This is a genomic window from Bradyrhizobium sp. MI1.7 (genome assembly GCF_055811795.1).
Genome location: NZ_JBVVPO010000024.1, coordinates 40,668 through 54,372, shown reverse-complemented (window position 1 = coordinate 54,372; position 13,705 = coordinate 40,668). Strand labels below are relative to the sequence as shown.

The following is a 13,705-nucleotide window of genomic DNA, read 5'->3' as shown; positions in this document are numbered from 1 at the left end:
CTACTTCGCCAACGCCCACTCGCCGACAAAGCGGAAGCGCGCCCTGGCATCATCCTGCTTGAACAGCGCGATCCGGTCGATCACCAGCGTCTCGAGGCCGAGCGTCGCAAACCTCGCGCGCAGCATCTCCAGGATCGGCCCGCGCCGTTCTGCATCCAGGCGTCCCGTCAGCGTCATGTGGAAGCGGAATTCTTCCATCACGTAAGGGTAACCCCAGCGGTCGAGATAGTCGCGCTGCCGCTCAGTGAGCTTGTCGGGCTTGCGCCGCGCGCGGTCTTCCGCCGTCATGGGCGCGCGGAAGTCGTCGAATTCGCGGACGCAATCGGCGGCAAGTTGCTGGAGCGCGCCCACCGGCTCGGTCGGAATCACCGCAATGAAGCCGCTGATGGAGTCGACGACCGGACGGATTGACGGCATCGGCCGCGCCTTGCCGGCAAAGGCCGCGCAGGCTGCGACGAGCTCGGCTTCAGTCCTGCCTGGCGCCAGCGACATCGGCGCCTTCAGCGTGCCGTGGAAACCGTATTTGCGGGGATCGGCCGTGACGTCGCGCCAATCCGGCGCAACACGCGATGCGTCGGCAGGGAACGGCATCTCCTCACCGGTGTAGACATCATAGCCGAGCAGCTTGGCGCCGAAGCGGGAGAGGGCGCTGTCGGCGCCGGCTGCGAAGTAGATCGCGTAGCGGGGAAAATCTGTCATTGCCCGAGCATAACCGGTTCAGGCCGCAACAACAGCCTCGCGCGGCGTCGCCGCCGCAGCGAGCAGTCGCGTCGCATCAGTGAGATGCACGAGCTTTCCGCCTGATACCACCGCGATCAGCCGCGGCCGCAGCGGCACGCTGTCGTCGACCAGCAGCATGTCGGCGCGGCATCCTTCTGCGAGCACGCCGCGATCGGCAAGGCCGGTCGCGCGCGCTGGTCCCGCAGAGACCAGATCCCAGGCCTTCGGCAGCGGCAGCACACCGTCGGCGGCGAGGCGGAACGCGGCGAGCAGTTGCGCGGGATAGTAATAGTCCGACGCCAGCACCGAGCAGAGCCCCTTCGCGATCATGTCGGATGCCCGGGTCCAGCCGGTATGGCTGCCGCCGCGCACGACGTTCGGCGCACCGTAGACGATCGCATCGCCCGCGGCCGCGGCCGCTCGCGCGGTCTCCTCGCTGATCGGAAACTCCGCGATGTCAGCGCCCAGCTCGCGAAACTCCTGCCGCATCGCCGGCGTCGCATCGTCATGCGAGAGCATCCGCACCTCGGCCGCGCGGGCAGTTGCGGCAAGCCGCGACACGGAAGCCGGCACTTCACTGGCGCGCGAAAGCACACGCTCGACCAGCCGGTCGAATTCCTCGCCCGAGAGGCCGGTGCGCTCCACCATGCGGTTGCGCTTGCGCGGCTTGGCCATGTCGGCAACGGTGCCGTCCATGTGGTCGTTGAAGGCGAACAGGTCGACGCGGCCCTCGGCGAGCCACTGGCTTATCTCGGCCTCGGCCTCGAGATTGTAGGTCTCGTGCCGCAGGTGGAAACGGGTATCGGCGGCGAATTGCGGGCGCTGCCGCTCGATCGCCTCCATCAGGGCGCGCGCATTGCCGGCGCTGCGCAGGCCCGGCTCCCACGAACAGGTCGTGGCGTGAAAGACGGTGGTGATGCCGTTGCTGATCGCCTGGCGGTCACTGTCGGCGAGCGCGACGTCGATCGGGAAGTCGACGCCGGCGCGCGGCATCATCTGGCGCTCGAAGGCATCGCCATGCAGATCGACGATGCCGGGCAGCACCAGCAGGTTGCGCGCATCGATCGCCAGCCGCGCACGGCCGCGAGAGGCATCGACCTGCGCAATGTCCGCGCCGGACACCAGAATGGAAGTTTCGACGAGCTCGGAGCCGATCAGGGCCCGGCCGCCCTCAAGGAAGATGTCTGTCAAGCGACCGCGCTTCGTTTGCTGGCAGGGGAACGGGTGAGGGAGCTTGCCCGTGCTTCATATGCCGAGAGGAAATCTTCAATCCCGAGCTTGCGGAAATCGGGCAGTGCTTCACGCAATTTGTCGTGATCCCAGTCCCACCAGGCGAGTTGGGCCAGCCGTCCGGCGACGTCTTCCGAGAACCGCCGCCGCACGATGCGCGCCGGATTGCCGGCGACGATGGTGTAGGCCGGCACGTCCTTGGTGACGATGGCGCCCGCCGCGATCACCGCGCCGGTGCCGATGTTGCGGCCGGGCAGCACGATCGCGCCATGGCCGATCCAGACGTCGTGGCCGATATGAACGTGATGCTGGCGCCGCCAGTCGAAGAACTCGGTGTCGTCGCTCTCGCCTTCGAAGTAGGCGCTGGAACGATAGGTGAAATGCGCCTGCGTGGCGCGATGCATCGGATGATTGCCGGGATTGATGCGCGTCATCGCCGCGATCGAGCAGAATTTTCCGATCGTGGTGTAGGTGATCTGGGCGTCGTTCACGACATAGGAGTAATCGCCCATCGTGACTTCAGTGAGGATCGTGCGCGCACCGACCTCGGTATAGGTGCCGAGCCTGGTCTCATGCAGCTTCGCCGAAGGGTCGATGGTCGGTTGAACCGAGAGCGTTTTGCCGGCCATGCTACATCCGATAGGTCGAGGGCGGGCGTACCTCTTCGAGTGCCCTGATGACAACGTCATGACGATGCGATGACAGGGGAAGAGGTGTGTAGGATCGCCGCAGCGCGATCCGCGTGTCACACAAGTGTCAAGTGCCGGCGCTAGCGGTGGCAGCCAGCTACTCTGGAGCCCTCTATGCTGGTGGTTGAAGGTCTGACGTGCCGCTTCGGCGCAAAAGCCGCGGTGGACGACGCTTCGTTTCAAATCTCCCCCGGCGGCTTCGTCGGTGTGATCGGGCGCTCCGGCGCCGGCAAGTCGACCATGCTGCGCATGATCAATCGCCTGGCGACGCCGACGCAGGGCCGCATCCTGTTCGACGGCCTCGACGTCACCGCGTTGCGCGGCAAGGAATTGCGGCAGTGGCGGGCGCGCTCGGCGATGATTTTCCAGCAGTTCAACCTCGTCGGCCGGCTCGATGTGCTCACCAACGTGCTGATGGGGCGCCTCGCGACGATGCCGGCCTGGCGCTCGCTGACGCAGACCTGGCCCGAGCACGACAAGGCGCTGGCGATGTCGGCGCTCGAACAGTTCGATATCGCCTCACTCGCCGCCCAGCGCGCCGACCAGCTCTCCGGCGGCCAGCAGCAGCGTGTTGCGATCGCCCGCGCACTGGTGCAGCAGCCCGACATCATCCTCGCCGACGAGCCGATCGCCTCGCTCGACCCGCGCAACACCAAGATCGTGATGGATGCGCTGCTGCGCATCAACAAGCATTTCGGCATCACCGTGCTCTGCAACCTGCATTCGCTCGATCTGGCGCGCAGCTATTGCGATCGCCTGATCGGCATGGCGCAGGGGCGCGTGGTGTTCGACGGCGCGCCTGCCGAATTGACCGACCACGTCGCGCGCGAGCTCTACGATCTCGAAGCCTCCGACGTCATGGGCGGAATGCCCGTGCCGGTGCCTGAGGGTGTGCCGGCGCTCGGAACGGCCGCGGCTGCCTGAGCTGCGCCTGTAGTTGCCAATTTTTGCGTCAACCGACCCCAACCGATGAAGAGGGTATCATGATCACTCGCAGACTGGTTCTTGCCGGCGCCGCCGCGCTCGCGTTCACGACTTCGGCCTCCGCCGACGACTGGAAAGCCAAATACCCCGAACTGACCTTCGCGGTCATTCCGGCGGAAAACGCCTCGGGCGTGACCGAGCGCTGGGCGCCGTTCATGAACTATCTCTCCAAGGAATTGGGCGTGAAGGTCACGCTGCGCATCGCCAACGACTACGCCGCCGTCATCGAGGGCCAGCGCGCCGGCAACATCCATATCGCCAGCTACGGCTCGGCGTCATTCGCCCGCGCCCGCCTGACCGGCGTCAAGACCGATGCCTTCGCCAACGACATCAACGCCGACGGTTCGACCGGCTACTACTCTGTGTTCTTCGTCAAGGCGAGCAGCCCCTACAAGAGCGTCGACCAGCTCAAGGGCAAGAACCTCGGCCTCGTCGATCCGAACTCGACCTCCGGCAACAACGTGCCGCGCTTCGAGCTCGACAAGATGGGCATCACGGATGCCGACACCTATTTCAGCAAGGTCGTCTTCACCGGCAGCCACGAGAACGCGATCCTGGCGCTGGCGCAGGGCACGGTCGACGTTGCGGCCAACCAGTGGACCAGCGATGACGATTCCACGCTGGCGCAGATGCTGACCAAGGGCATGCTGAAGAATGCCGACGGCTCGCCGATGAAGAAGGACGATTTCCGCATCATCCACAAGTCGGCGCCGATCATCAACGGCCCCTACGCCTACAATTCCGACCTGCCGGAAGATGCCAAGGCGGCGATCGCCAAGGCGTTCTTCGACGCGCCGGCCAAGGACAAGGCGGCCTTCGATCGCCTCCAGGACGGCCAGAAGAAGGGTTTTCATCCCGCCACCACCAAGGACTGGGATGGCACGATCGAGCTGATCAAGTTCGTCGATGCACTGCGTAAGAAGAAGGCGTCCTGAGTTTCGGGACGATAGCACTGGAGCCGGGTCGATGGACCCGGCTCTTTCTCTTTGATCGACTACCTTCCCTGGCCAGATGACCGTCGCGGTTTCGATCCTCCCCGAGCAGCAGCTCGCCGTGCTCAACGCGGCCTATCGCCAGGCGGTCGCGCGCAAGCGGCTCCGACTCCTTTTGGGGCTGGTGATCTTTGCCGCAGCGCTGTTTCTTGCCGCGATCGGCGCGGAAGTGAACCTGCGCACCTTCTTTGCCCATTTCGGCAATTTCATCAGCTATTTCGACCGCATCCTCACGCTCGATAGCGGCCAGCGGGTCTGGACCGATGCCGGCGAGTGGCTGTGGGGCTGGCGCAAATGGCTGAAGATGCTGGGCGAGACGCTGCTGATCTCCTACGTCGGCACGCTGATCGGCGCGACCTTGGCCTTCGCCTTGAATTTCTTCGCGGCTGAGAACACCTCACCGTCGCCCTGGCTGCGCTTCGTGGTGCGTCGCCTGCTCGAATTCGCCCGCACCGTGCCGGGCATCGTCTTCGCGCTGATCTTCGTGATTGCCTTCGGGCTCGGGCCGATGGCCGGCGTGCTCGCGATCGCGATCCACTCCACCGGCGCGCTCGGCAAACTGTTCTCCGAGATCGTCGAGAATGCCGACATGAAGCCGGTCGAGGGCATCCGTTCGACCGGCGCGAGCTGGCTCTCCTGCATGCGCTTTGCGATCGTGCCGCAGGTGACGGCGGGGTATGCCAGCTACGCGCTGCTGCGCTTCGAGATCAACGTCCGTGAAGCCTCCGTCATGGGCTTCGTCGGCGCCGGCGGCATCGGCCAGGAGCTCGTCGTCGCCATCCGCAAGTTCTATTACTCCGACGTCAGTGCCATCCTGCTCACCATCATCATCACGGTCTTCATCATCGACATCACTACGGGCTGGCTACGCGGCCGTCTGTTCGGCAAGGAGGCACGGACGTGACGAGACCGCAGGAGGTCGACACGCGAGAGCTTCGCGCGCGCTACCCCGATGTGTTCGATCGCCCCGCCTCGGCGCGGCTCGCGATGCCGGCGATGATCGTCGCGGCGTTTGCGATCCTGGTTTACGGCCTCGTCGATCTCGACTTCTCGCCGTCGCGATTCTTCGCAGGGCTGAGCCAGCTCGGCTGGATCGGCCTGATGATGATCCCGCCCGATCCGGGCTCTTCGCTGCCGGTCTATCTGAAAGCGCTGGGTGAGACGCTGTCGATCGCGCTGCTCGGCACGACGCTCGCCGCGCTGTTCGCGCTTCCGGTCAGCCTGCTGGCCGCGCGCAACGTCATACCTTCGCAGATCCTGCGTTTTCCGGTCCGCCGTTTCCTGGATTCGATCCGCGGCGTCGACACCCTGATCTGGGCGCTGGTGTGGATTAACGTCGTCGGGCTTGGTCCGTTCGCCGGCGTGCTCGCCATCGCCGTGTCGGATTTCGGCGCGTTCGGCAAACTGTTCTCGGAGGCGATCGAGGGCGCCGACCAGAAGCAGGTCGAAGGCGTCCGCGCCTCCGGCGGCAGTGCTTTGCACGAAATCCGCTTCGGCCTGCTGCCGCAGGTGCTGCCCGTGATCGCCGGCCAGGTGCTCTATTTCATCGAATCCAACACGCGCTCGGCCACCATCATCGGCATCGTCGGCGCCGGCGGCATCGGCCTCCAACTCGCCGAGCAGATCCGCGTGCTGGAATGGCAGCGGGTGTCGTTCCTGATCCTGATGATTCTGGTCGCCGTCGCCGCGATCGATTTTATTTCGAGCAAGTTGCGGTTTGCGATCATTGGGCGGCGAGCTGTCGCCTGATCGCCGGCGCCGTAGGGTGGGCAAAGCGAAGCGTGCCCACCACTTCTGCTTAGATATCGGGGAGAGATGGTGGGCACGGCGCAAGTGCGCCTTTGCCCACCCTACGAGCCCTGCGTGGTCGCCCGCTCACCCGTTCTCCACCAGAAACTCCACCCGCTCCGCTGCAAAGCGCGAGTGCTTGGTCACCAGCGGCTTGCCGGCGAGATCGTGGTCGGTCGCGTCGACCACCAGGATCGGCCGTCCCAGCGGCAGATGGAGCCGCGCGGCATCGGTTGCGTCCACGATGCCGGCGGTGATCCGGGTCGCGCCGCGGCTGTAGTCGCGGACGCCGTAATGCTCGAGCAGTTTCGTCATCGAGCGCGTCGCGGCGAATACCTCACCCGCGCCCGGAAACAATTCCGCTGACAGCCAGGTGGTGGAGACGCAGATCGGCGTGCGGTCGGCGAGGCGGATCGCCTCGATCCGCACCAGCGGCGCGCCGGCCTTCAATCCCAGTTCGCGCGCCAGTTCGCGGGTCGCGACGTCGTCGGACGCCTCGATCAGCCGGCCATGCGGTTCGCGGCCGTCGGCGCCGACGATCTCGGAGAAGCGGGTGCGCGAGCGCAAGGGATAAGCGAGGCGCTGCGCCTCGACATAGGTTCCGCTGCCGCGTTCGGCGCGCACGATGCCGCGCTCGGCAAGTGCGGCCAGCGCGCGCCGCACGGTGTGGCGGTTCACGCGATAGGTCTCGGCGATCTCCATCTCGCCCGGCAGCTTGTCGCCGGCTGCAAAGCGGCCGTCGGCGATGCCGCGCTCGATGCCGTCGGCAACGAGGCGCCACAGCGCGACGCCCGAAGAGGCTGTGTCCTGCATGCTCATGTCGCCGAGAAGCCTACTTCAGAAATCACACGTTTGTCACGAAACAGTCATGGCGCTTCCGTATCAAGTTGTCTATTATCATAGACAACTTGGATTCGGCAAGTTCTGTCAAAAGCTCGGTGGATTGGGTGACCCAGCACAACAACCAGCAAGTCCAGCGCAAGGCCGCGATGGCCGTGCTGGCGCACGCGGAGGCGGGCGAGATCGCCGCTCGCCTCCGCGCTCTCGCCCTGCCGGCGCATCAGGAGCTACGCGCGCCGGAAAACGGTCTCGTCATGCTGCGCGGCCGGGTCGGCGGCGACGGCGCGCCGTTCAATCTCGGTGAAGCCACGGTGTCTCGCGCAGCGGTCCGGCTCGCGAGCGGCGAGGTCGGCTTCGGCTACACGCTGGGGCGCGATGGCGAAAAGGCGCGGCTGATCGCGCTCTGCGACGCGCTGGCGCAGTCCAGTGATTTCGGTGAGGCGGTGGAGCGTGACGTTATCGCGCCGTTGCGCGAGCAGCTTATGATCCAGCGCAAGCAGGCGGCGGCCGAGACCGCCGCGACGAAGGTTGATTTCTACACCATGGTGCGCGGTGAGGGGTGAGGCCATGACCACGATTGCGGAACTGCCGCCGGGTTTCGTCGACAAGGTCTTGTCGGCGCAATCGACCTTTCGTTCCGTGATGGACGCGATGGCGCGACCGGGCTCGGTCCAGCGCATCGTGCCGATGGCGGGAGCGCCCGCGCCAACGATGCGCGGCACTGCCGCGATCGCGCTGACGCTGTTCGATCACGACACGCCGCTCTGGCTCGATGAGCGGATGACGGAGCGATCGGACGTGGTGAAATGGCTCAAGTTCCACACCGGCGCGCCGGTGGTGCAGGACTCCTCGATCGCGAGTTTCGCGCTGATCAGTGACGGTGCGGCGCTGCCGTCGCTCGAGCGCTTCGCACTGGGCACGAACGAGTATCCGGATCGTTCGACCACGGTGATCCTTCAGGTCGAGAGCCTGAATTCGGGGCGCAGTTTCGAACTGCGTGGCCCCGGCATCGACGGTGTCGCGACGCTTCAGGCCTCGATCAGGCCTTTCGACCTGTTCGAACGGCTGCAGTTCAACGAGGCGCTGTTTCCGCGCGGCATCGATTTGGTGCTGGTCGCCGATGATGCCGTGGTTGCGATCCCGCGCACCACGCGTGTCGTGAACAAGGGAAGCTAGTCGCATGTATGTCGCAGTCAAAGGCGGCGAGCGCGCCATCGAGAACGCCCATCGCCTGCTCGCCAATGCGCGGCGTGGCGACCAGAGCATTTCCGAAGTCACGCTGGATCAGATCTCGGAGCAGCTTGGCCTCGCCGTGGACCGCGTCATGAGCGAAGGGTCGCTCTACGACCGCGAGCTCGCGGCGCTCGCGATCAAGCAGGCGCGCGGGGATCTGATCGAGGCGATCTTCCTGGTCCGCGCCTTCCGCGCCACCCTGCCGCGCTTCGGCGCCAGCGAGCCGGTCGACACCGGCGCGATGCGCGTGCAGCGGCGGGTGTCGGCGACCTTCAAGGATATTCCCGGCGGCCAGATCCTCGGGCCTACCTTCGACTACACGCACCGCCTGCTCGATCCCTCGCTTGGCCAGGGCTTCGTGCCTGAAGTGCCGGCGACGGCCGAAGCTTCGACGGCGCCCACGCCGCGTGTGACCGACATTCTGGGCCGCGACGGGCTGATCGAATCCTCGCCGCGGGCCGAAGACGGCGCCAGCGTCGGCGACCTCACGCGCGAACCGCTGAACTTCCCGGCCGATCGCGACCTGCGCCTGCAAAACCTCGCGCGCGGTGACGAAGGCTTTCTGCTGGCCATGGGTTACTCCACCCAGCGCGGTTACGGCCGCAACCATCCCTTCGTCGGCGAGATCCGCTTCGGCGAGGTCGAGGTCGAATTTTTCGCGGAGGACGTCGGCTTCGCCGTGCCGCTCGGCTCCATCGAGCTCACCGAGTGCCAGATGGTGAATCAATTCAAGGGTTCGGCGACGGAAGCGCCGTGTTTCACCCGCGGCTATGGTCTCGCCTTCGGCCAGAGCGAGCGCAAGACCATGTCGATGGCGCTGGTCGACCGGGCGCTGCGTGCCCGCGAGCTCGGCGAAGAGGCCGTGGCCCCGGCGCAAGATGAAGAATTCGTGATGTCGCATTCGGACAACGTCCAGGCGACCGGCTTCGTCGAGCATCTGAAGCTGCCGCACTATGTCGACTTCCAGTCCGAGCTCGGGCTCCTGCGCAAGCTGCGCAAGGAATTTGCCGAGGCCAATGCGCCCGATGCCATGAAGGAGGCCGCGGAATGAACGCGCCCGCCTACAATTTCGCCTATCTCGACGAGCAGACCAAGCGGATGATCCGCCGCGCGATCCTCAAGGCGATCGCGATCCCCGGTTATCAGGTGCCGTTCGCCAGCCGCGAAATGCCGATGCCCTATGGCTGGGGCACCGGCGGCGTGCAGGTCACGGCCGCGATCCTCGGGCCCCAGGATGTGCTGAAGGTGATCGACCAAGGTTCCGACGACACGACGAATGCGATCTCGATCCGCAAATTCTTCGCCAAGACCGCGGGCGTCGCCACGACCACGGCAACAGAAGATGCAACCGTGATCCAGACGCGTCACCGCATCCCGGAGACGTCGCTGCACGCGAACCAGGTGCTGGTCTATCAGGTGCCGATCCCGGAGCCGCTGCGTTTCCTCGAACCGCGCGAGACCGAGACGCGGCGCATGCATGCGCTGGCCGAATACGGCCTGATGCATGTGAAGCTCTACGAGGACATCGCCCGCTTTGGCCACATCGCCACTGCCTACGCCTATCCGGTGAAGGTGAACGCGCGCTACGTGATGGACCCGTCGCCGACGCCGAAATTCGACAATCCCAAGATGGACAATTGCCCGGCGCTGCAATTGTTCGGCGCCGGTCGCGAGAAGCGCATCTATGCGATCCCGCCCTATACGCAGGTGGTGTCGCTCGATTTCGAGGATCACCCGTTCGAGCCGTACCGCTTCAACGCGCCCTGCGCGCTGTGCGCGGCGGAAAATTCCTATCTCGACGAGATTGTCACCGACGACAAGGGCGGGCGCATGTTCGTGTGCTCGGACACCGACTATTGCGAGGGCCGCCAGGCCGCCGGACATCACGGCAGCATGAGCGCCGCGCCGTACAAGGAGAAGGCGCAGGAGGGATCAAATGGCTGAGGAGATGCTGGAGAACGATCAGCCGCTGCTGGTCGCGGAGTCGCTCAGCAAGTCCTATGGCCGCATCGCCGCGTGCCGCGACGTGTCGTTCTCGCTCTACCCCGGCGAGGTGCTGGCGATCGTCGGCGAGTCCGGCTCGGGCAAGTCGACACTGCTGCAAATGCTCTCGGGCCAGCTCGCGCCGAGCGCCGGCCAGGTGTCGTACCGGATGCGCGACGGCGTCACCCGCGATCTCACGAGCCTTGGCGAAGCCGAGCGACGCTTCCTGTTCCGCACCGACTGGGGCTATGTGCACCAGGATCCCGCGCAGGGCCTGCGCATGGCGGTCTCGGCCGGCGCCAATGTCGGCGAACGGCTGATGGCGGTCGGCTGGAATCACTACGGCCGCATCCGCGATACCGCGTCGGACTGGCTCACCCGTGTCGAGATCGACATCGCGCGCATCGACGATGCGCCGCGCACCTATTCCGGCGGCATGCGCCAGCGTCTCCAGATCGCGCGCAACCTCGTCACCGAGCCGCGGCTGGTGTTCATGGACGAGCCGACCGGCGGTCTGGACGTGTCTGTCCAGGCGCGCCTGCTCGACCTCGTGCGCAGCCTCGTCGCCGAGCTGCACCTTGCCGTCATCATCGTCACCCACGATCTCGCGGTGGCGCGACTGCTGTCGCATCGCGTGATGGTGATGAAGGGCGGCCGTGTCATCGAGACGGGTCTCACCGACCAGGTGCTCGACGATCCCCGCGAGCCCTATACCCAGCTCCTCGTTTCCTCGATTCTGCCGCCATAAGCCTTCCAAGATGAGTTTTCCGATGACCGCCATGATCGACATCGCCGCCGCGAAAAAGACCTTTACGATGCACCTGCAGGGCGGCATCGAGCTGCCTGTCGTCAGCGGCGTGACCTTCCACGTCAACCCGGGCGAATGCGTCGTGCTCTCTGGCCCGTCCGGTGCCGGCAAGTCGTCGATCCTGAAGATGATTTTTGGCAATTACCGCTGCGACTCCGGCCGTATCGGCATTCGCCATCGCGGCGCGGTTGTCGATCTCGCCACCGCCGAGCCGCGGCAGGTTCTCAACATCCGCCGCTCCACCATCGGCTATGTCAGCCAGTTTTTGCGGGCGGTGCCGCGTGTTGCGACCATCGACGTCGTCGCGGAGCCACTGATCGTGAACGGCACGGCCCGAGCCGACGCGCAGGCACGCGCCGGCGAGTTGCTGCACCGCCTCAACATCCCTGAAAGACTCTGGCAGCTGCCGCCCGCGACCTTCTCCGGCGGCGAGCAGCAGCGCGTCAACATCGCGCGCGGCTTCATCTCGGACCTGCCGATCCTGCTGCTGGACGAGCCGACCGCCTCGCTCGATGCCGCCAACCGCGCCGTCGTGGTCGAGCTGGTCGCCGACAAGAAGCGCCAGGGCGTCGCCATGGTCGCCATTGTCCATGACGACGAAATCCGCCATTTGATTGCCGACCGTATTGTTGACGTCACCAGCTTTGCCGCCGCGGCCTGAAGGAAATGGAAATGAATGCCAAGCCGAAGGAAACATTGATCGCCAACGCCAGGATCGTGCTGGCTGACCGCGTGATCGAACAGGGCTGGCTCGCTCTCGCGGACGGACGCATCGCCGAGATCGGCGAGGGCAGGGCCCCCGCGGGTGCGGAGGATGCCGGCGGCGACCTCATCATGCCCGGCCTGATCGAGCTCCACACCGACCATCTCGAAGCGCATTACGTGCCGCGCCCGAAAGTGTTCTGGAATCCGGTCGCCGCCGTCATCTCCTATGACGGCCAGCTCGCGACCTCAGGCATCACGACCGTGTTCGACTCGCTCCGGGTCTGGCGTGAGGACGGCGCCGAGGAAGTCGATGGCCGCGCCGGCGTGCTCGCCGCCGCGATCACGACCGCGCGCGATGCCAGCCTGCTGCGCGCCGACCACTTCCTGCATCTGCGCTGCGAAATCCCGATGCCGAGCGTGGTCGAGGAAGCCAAGGAGCTGATCGACCGTCCCGACGTCAAGCTGATGTCGCTGATGGACCACACCCCCGGCCAGCGCCAGTTCCGCGACGAGGTCAAGCTGCGCGACTATTATCGCGGCAAGGGCGGCGGCAAGACCGATGCCGAGCTCGACGAGCTGTTCGCGAAGCGCTTCGAGTATCAGAAGCTCTATGCCGCGACCAACATGCGCGAGATCGTATCGCTCGCGCACAAGTACAACATTCCGCTGGCGAGCCATGACGACACCACCGAGGAGAACGTCGCGGACGCCGTGCGCGATCGCGTGTCGGTGGCGGAATTCCCGACCACGCTCGAGGCCGCGCGCGGCCTGCATCAGGCCGGCATCGACATCCTGATGGGGGCGCCGAACGTCGTGCGCGGCGGCTCGCACTCCGGCAACATCGCCGCGGTCGATCTCGCCCGAGAGGGCCTGCTCGACATCCTGTCGTCGGACTACATCCCGTCCAGCCTCCTGATGGCCGCGCTGCAATTGCCGGAGCATGTGCCTGCGATCAGCCTTCCGGCGGCGGTTCGCACCGTGACCAAGGCGCCGGCCGAGGCGGTTGGCCTGTCGGATCGTGGCGAGGTCGCGATCGGCAAGCGGGCCGACCTGATCCGCGTGCATGTCGCAGGCGACGTTCCCGTGGTCCGCAGCGTCTGGCGCGAAGGAAACCGCGTCGCATGAGCGAGACCGCGACCATGGCACACGATGAGGCCAGCGGGATCGGACCCGGGCGGCTCGTGCTCGTGGTCGGTCCCAGCGGTGCGGGCAAGGACACGCTGTTGCGGCTCGCACAGGCGGCCTGCGTCGATGATCGCGACATCGTCTTCCCGCGCCGTGTCGTGACGCGCGAATCCTCCGAGGCCGAAGACAACATCGCGATGAGCCAGGACGAATTCCGCCGCGCGCGCGAGCACGGCGATTTCGCCGTGCACTGGGAAGCGCATGGCCATTCCTACGCTCTTCCGCTCGAAATCAACGATGACATCCTCGCCGGCCGGGCCGTCGTCGCCAATGTCTCGCGCACAGTGATCGGCGCGCTCCGCCAGGCCTATGCCAACGTCGTCGTGGTCGCGATCACGGCGCCGCCGGACGTGCTGGCGCAGCGGCTTGCTGCCCGGGCCCGGCACAGCGACGGCAATATCGCAGATCGCCTCGCGCGCAGCGTCGACGACGCATCGGCCAATGCCGATGTCACTATCCTCAACGCGGGCAGCGCGGACTATCACAGTCGCCAGCTCGTGCGCGTGATCAGGAACGAAGGCTGGCACGAATAGCCGGCGCAACAAGGA

Annotated in this window: 16 protein-coding genes; 12 read left to right on the top strand and 4 right to left on the bottom strand. The window is 65.9% G+C overall.

Going from position 1 to position 13,705, the window contains the following annotated elements:
* Genes AC0L3X_RS22165 through AC0L3X_RS22155 form a run of 3 tightly spaced genes read right to left on the bottom strand, consistent with a single transcriptional unit; the run spans position 1 to position 2,579 of the window.
* The gene (locus AC0L3X_RS22165) at positions 1-699 is read right to left on the bottom strand and encodes a DUF1045 domain-containing protein (protein WP_063979771.1); all 699 of its coding nucleotides are present in this window, start codon (positions 697-699) and stop codon (positions 1-3) included.
* Positions 700-717: 18 nt separating this feature from the next.
* Positions 718-1,911 (bottom strand): alpha-D-ribose 1-methylphosphonate 5-triphosphate diphosphatase, encoded by a 1,194-nt coding sequence (locus AC0L3X_RS22160; RefSeq protein ID WP_063979770.1) that lies wholly within the window; start codon positions 1,909-1,911, stop codon positions 718-720.
* A complete protein-coding gene (locus AC0L3X_RS22155) occupies positions 1,908-2,579 on the bottom strand; it encodes an LbetaH domain-containing protein (RefSeq protein ID WP_063985907.1) in 672 nt (223 codons plus the stop codon). The genes AC0L3X_RS22160 and AC0L3X_RS22155 overlap by 4 nt, the downstream gene beginning before the upstream one ends.
* A 174-nt stretch (positions 2,580-2,753) precedes the next feature.
* Here AC0L3X_RS22155 and phnC point away from each other — a divergent pair, with 174 nt between their 5' ends.
* From phnC to phnE (AC0L3X_RS22135), 4 genes are all read left to right on the top strand, one after another.
* Positions 2,754-3,563, top strand: coding sequence for a phosphonate ABC transporter ATP-binding protein (gene phnC, locus AC0L3X_RS22150; RefSeq protein ID WP_063979769.1), 810 nt, complete (start codon positions 2,754-2,756; stop codon positions 3,561-3,563).
* A 59-nt stretch (positions 3,564-3,622) separates the two neighbouring features.
* Entirely contained in the window at positions 3,623-4,558 is a 936-nt protein-coding gene (phnD, locus tag AC0L3X_RS22145) for a phosphonate ABC transporter substrate-binding protein (RefSeq protein WP_063979768.1), read from the top strand.
* Between the two features lie 76 nt (positions 4,559-4,634).
* Positions 4,635-5,519: a phosphonate ABC transporter, permease protein PhnE gene (gene phnE, locus AC0L3X_RS22140; RefSeq protein ID WP_231143682.1), complete on the top strand. Its 885-nt coding sequence runs from the start codon at positions 4,635-4,637 to the stop codon at positions 5,517-5,519.
* Positions 5,516-6,364, top strand: a complete 849-nt coding sequence (phnE, locus tag AC0L3X_RS22135; RefSeq protein WP_063985906.1) for a phosphonate ABC transporter, permease protein PhnE — start codon at positions 5,516-5,518, stop codon at positions 6,362-6,364. Before phnE (AC0L3X_RS22140) ends, phnE (AC0L3X_RS22135) begins: the two co-directional genes overlap by 4 nt.
* A 126-nt stretch (positions 6,365-6,490) precedes the next feature.
* On the opposite strand, the gene phnF is transcribed toward phnE (AC0L3X_RS22135), so the two are convergent.
* Positions 6,491-7,222, bottom strand: coding sequence for a phosphonate metabolism transcriptional regulator PhnF (gene phnF, locus AC0L3X_RS22130; RefSeq protein WP_473316750.1), 732 nt, complete (start codon positions 7,220-7,222; stop codon positions 6,491-6,493).
* Between the two features lie 119 nt (positions 7,223-7,341).
* Here phnF and phnG point away from each other — a divergent pair, with 119 nt between their 5' ends.
* Genes phnG through phnN form a run of 8 tightly spaced genes read left to right on the top strand, consistent with a single transcriptional unit; the run spans position 7,342 to position 13,690 of the window.
* Entirely contained in the window at positions 7,342-7,806 is a 465-nt protein-coding gene (gene phnG, locus AC0L3X_RS22125; RefSeq protein WP_084795316.1) for a phosphonate C-P lyase system protein PhnG, read from the top strand.
* A 4-nt stretch (positions 7,807-7,810) separates the two neighbouring features.
* The gene (gene phnH / locus AC0L3X_RS22120) at positions 7,811-8,419 is read left to right on the top strand and encodes a phosphonate C-P lyase system protein PhnH (RefSeq protein WP_063985905.1); all 609 of its coding nucleotides are present in this window, start codon (positions 7,811-7,813) and stop codon (positions 8,417-8,419) included.
* A gap of 4 nt (positions 8,420-8,423) precedes the next feature.
* Positions 8,424-9,527 (top strand): carbon-phosphorus lyase complex subunit, encoded by a 1,104-nt coding sequence (locus AC0L3X_RS22115; protein WP_063985904.1) that lies wholly within the window; start codon positions 8,424-8,426, stop codon positions 9,525-9,527.
* Complete coding sequence (locus AC0L3X_RS22110) at positions 9,524-10,420, top strand: alpha-D-ribose 1-methylphosphonate 5-phosphate C-P-lyase PhnJ (RefSeq protein ID WP_063985903.1); 897 nt, start codon at positions 9,524-9,526, stop codon at positions 10,418-10,420. The genes AC0L3X_RS22115 and AC0L3X_RS22110 overlap by 4 nt, the downstream gene beginning before the upstream one ends.
* Positions 10,413-11,207 (top strand): phosphonate C-P lyase system protein PhnK, encoded by a 795-nt coding sequence (gene phnK, locus AC0L3X_RS22105; protein ID WP_063985902.1) that lies wholly within the window; start codon positions 10,413-10,415, stop codon positions 11,205-11,207. Before AC0L3X_RS22110 ends, phnK begins: the two co-directional genes overlap by 8 nt.
* Positions 11,208-11,229: 22 nt before the next feature.
* The gene (gene phnL, locus AC0L3X_RS22100) at positions 11,230-11,928 is read left to right on the top strand and encodes a phosphonate C-P lyase system protein PhnL (RefSeq protein ID WP_063986744.1); all 699 of its coding nucleotides are present in this window, start codon (positions 11,230-11,232) and stop codon (positions 11,926-11,928) included.
* An 11-nt stretch (positions 11,929-11,939) separates the two neighbouring features.
* Complete coding sequence (locus AC0L3X_RS22095; RefSeq protein ID WP_063986743.1) at positions 11,940-13,097, top strand: alpha-D-ribose 1-methylphosphonate 5-triphosphate diphosphatase; 1,158 nt, start codon at positions 11,940-11,942, stop codon at positions 13,095-13,097.
* Positions 13,094-13,690 (top strand): phosphonate metabolism protein/1,5-bisphosphokinase (PRPP-forming) PhnN, encoded by a 597-nt coding sequence (phnN, locus tag AC0L3X_RS22090; RefSeq protein ID WP_063985901.1) that lies wholly within the window; start codon positions 13,094-13,096, stop codon positions 13,688-13,690. The genes AC0L3X_RS22095 and phnN overlap by 4 nt, the downstream gene beginning before the upstream one ends.
* Positions 13,691-13,705: the final 15 nt, after the last annotated feature.

Bases quoted from the DNA above. Each gene is read 5' to 3' on its own strand.
- AC0L3X_RS22165 (WP_063979771.1), bottom strand. From the start codon at position 699: ATGACAGATTTTCCCCGCTACGCGATCTACTTCGCAGCCGGCGCCGAC.
- AC0L3X_RS22155 (WP_063985907.1), bottom strand. From the start codon at position 2,579: ATGGCCGGCAAAACGCTCTCGGTTCAACCGACCATCGACCCTTCGGCG.
- phnC (WP_063979769.1), top strand. From the start codon at position 2,754: ATGCTGGTGGTTGAAGGTCTGACGTGCCGCTTCGGCGCAAAAGCCGCG.
- phnD (WP_063979768.1), top strand. From the start codon at position 3,623: ATGATCACTCGCAGACTGGTTCTTGCCGGCGCCGCCGCGCTCGCGTTC.
- phnE (WP_231143682.1), top strand. From the start codon at position 4,635: ATGACCGTCGCGGTTTCGATCCTCCCCGAGCAGCAGCTCGCCGTGCTC.
- phnF (WP_473316750.1), bottom strand. From the start codon at position 7,222: ATGAGCATGCAGGACACAGCCTCTTCGGGCGTCGCGCTGTGGCGCCTC.
- phnH (WP_063985905.1), top strand. From the start codon at position 7,811: ATGACCACGATTGCGGAACTGCCGCCGGGTTTCGTCGACAAGGTCTTG.
- AC0L3X_RS22115 (WP_063985904.1), top strand. From the start codon at position 8,424: ATGTATGTCGCAGTCAAAGGCGGCGAGCGCGCCATCGAGAACGCCCAT.
- AC0L3X_RS22110 (WP_063985903.1), top strand. From the start codon at position 9,524: ATGAACGCGCCCGCCTACAATTTCGCCTATCTCGACGAGCAGACCAAG.
- phnK (WP_063985902.1), top strand. From the start codon at position 10,413: ATGGCTGAGGAGATGCTGGAGAACGATCAGCCGCTGCTGGTCGCGGAG.
- phnL (WP_063986744.1), top strand. From the start codon at position 11,230: ATGACCGCCATGATCGACATCGCCGCCGCGAAAAAGACCTTTACGATG.
- AC0L3X_RS22095 (WP_063986743.1), top strand. From the start codon at position 11,940: ATGAATGCCAAGCCGAAGGAAACATTGATCGCCAACGCCAGGATCGTG.
- phnN (WP_063985901.1), top strand. From the start codon at position 13,094: ATGAGCGAGACCGCGACCATGGCACACGATGAGGCCAGCGGGATCGGA.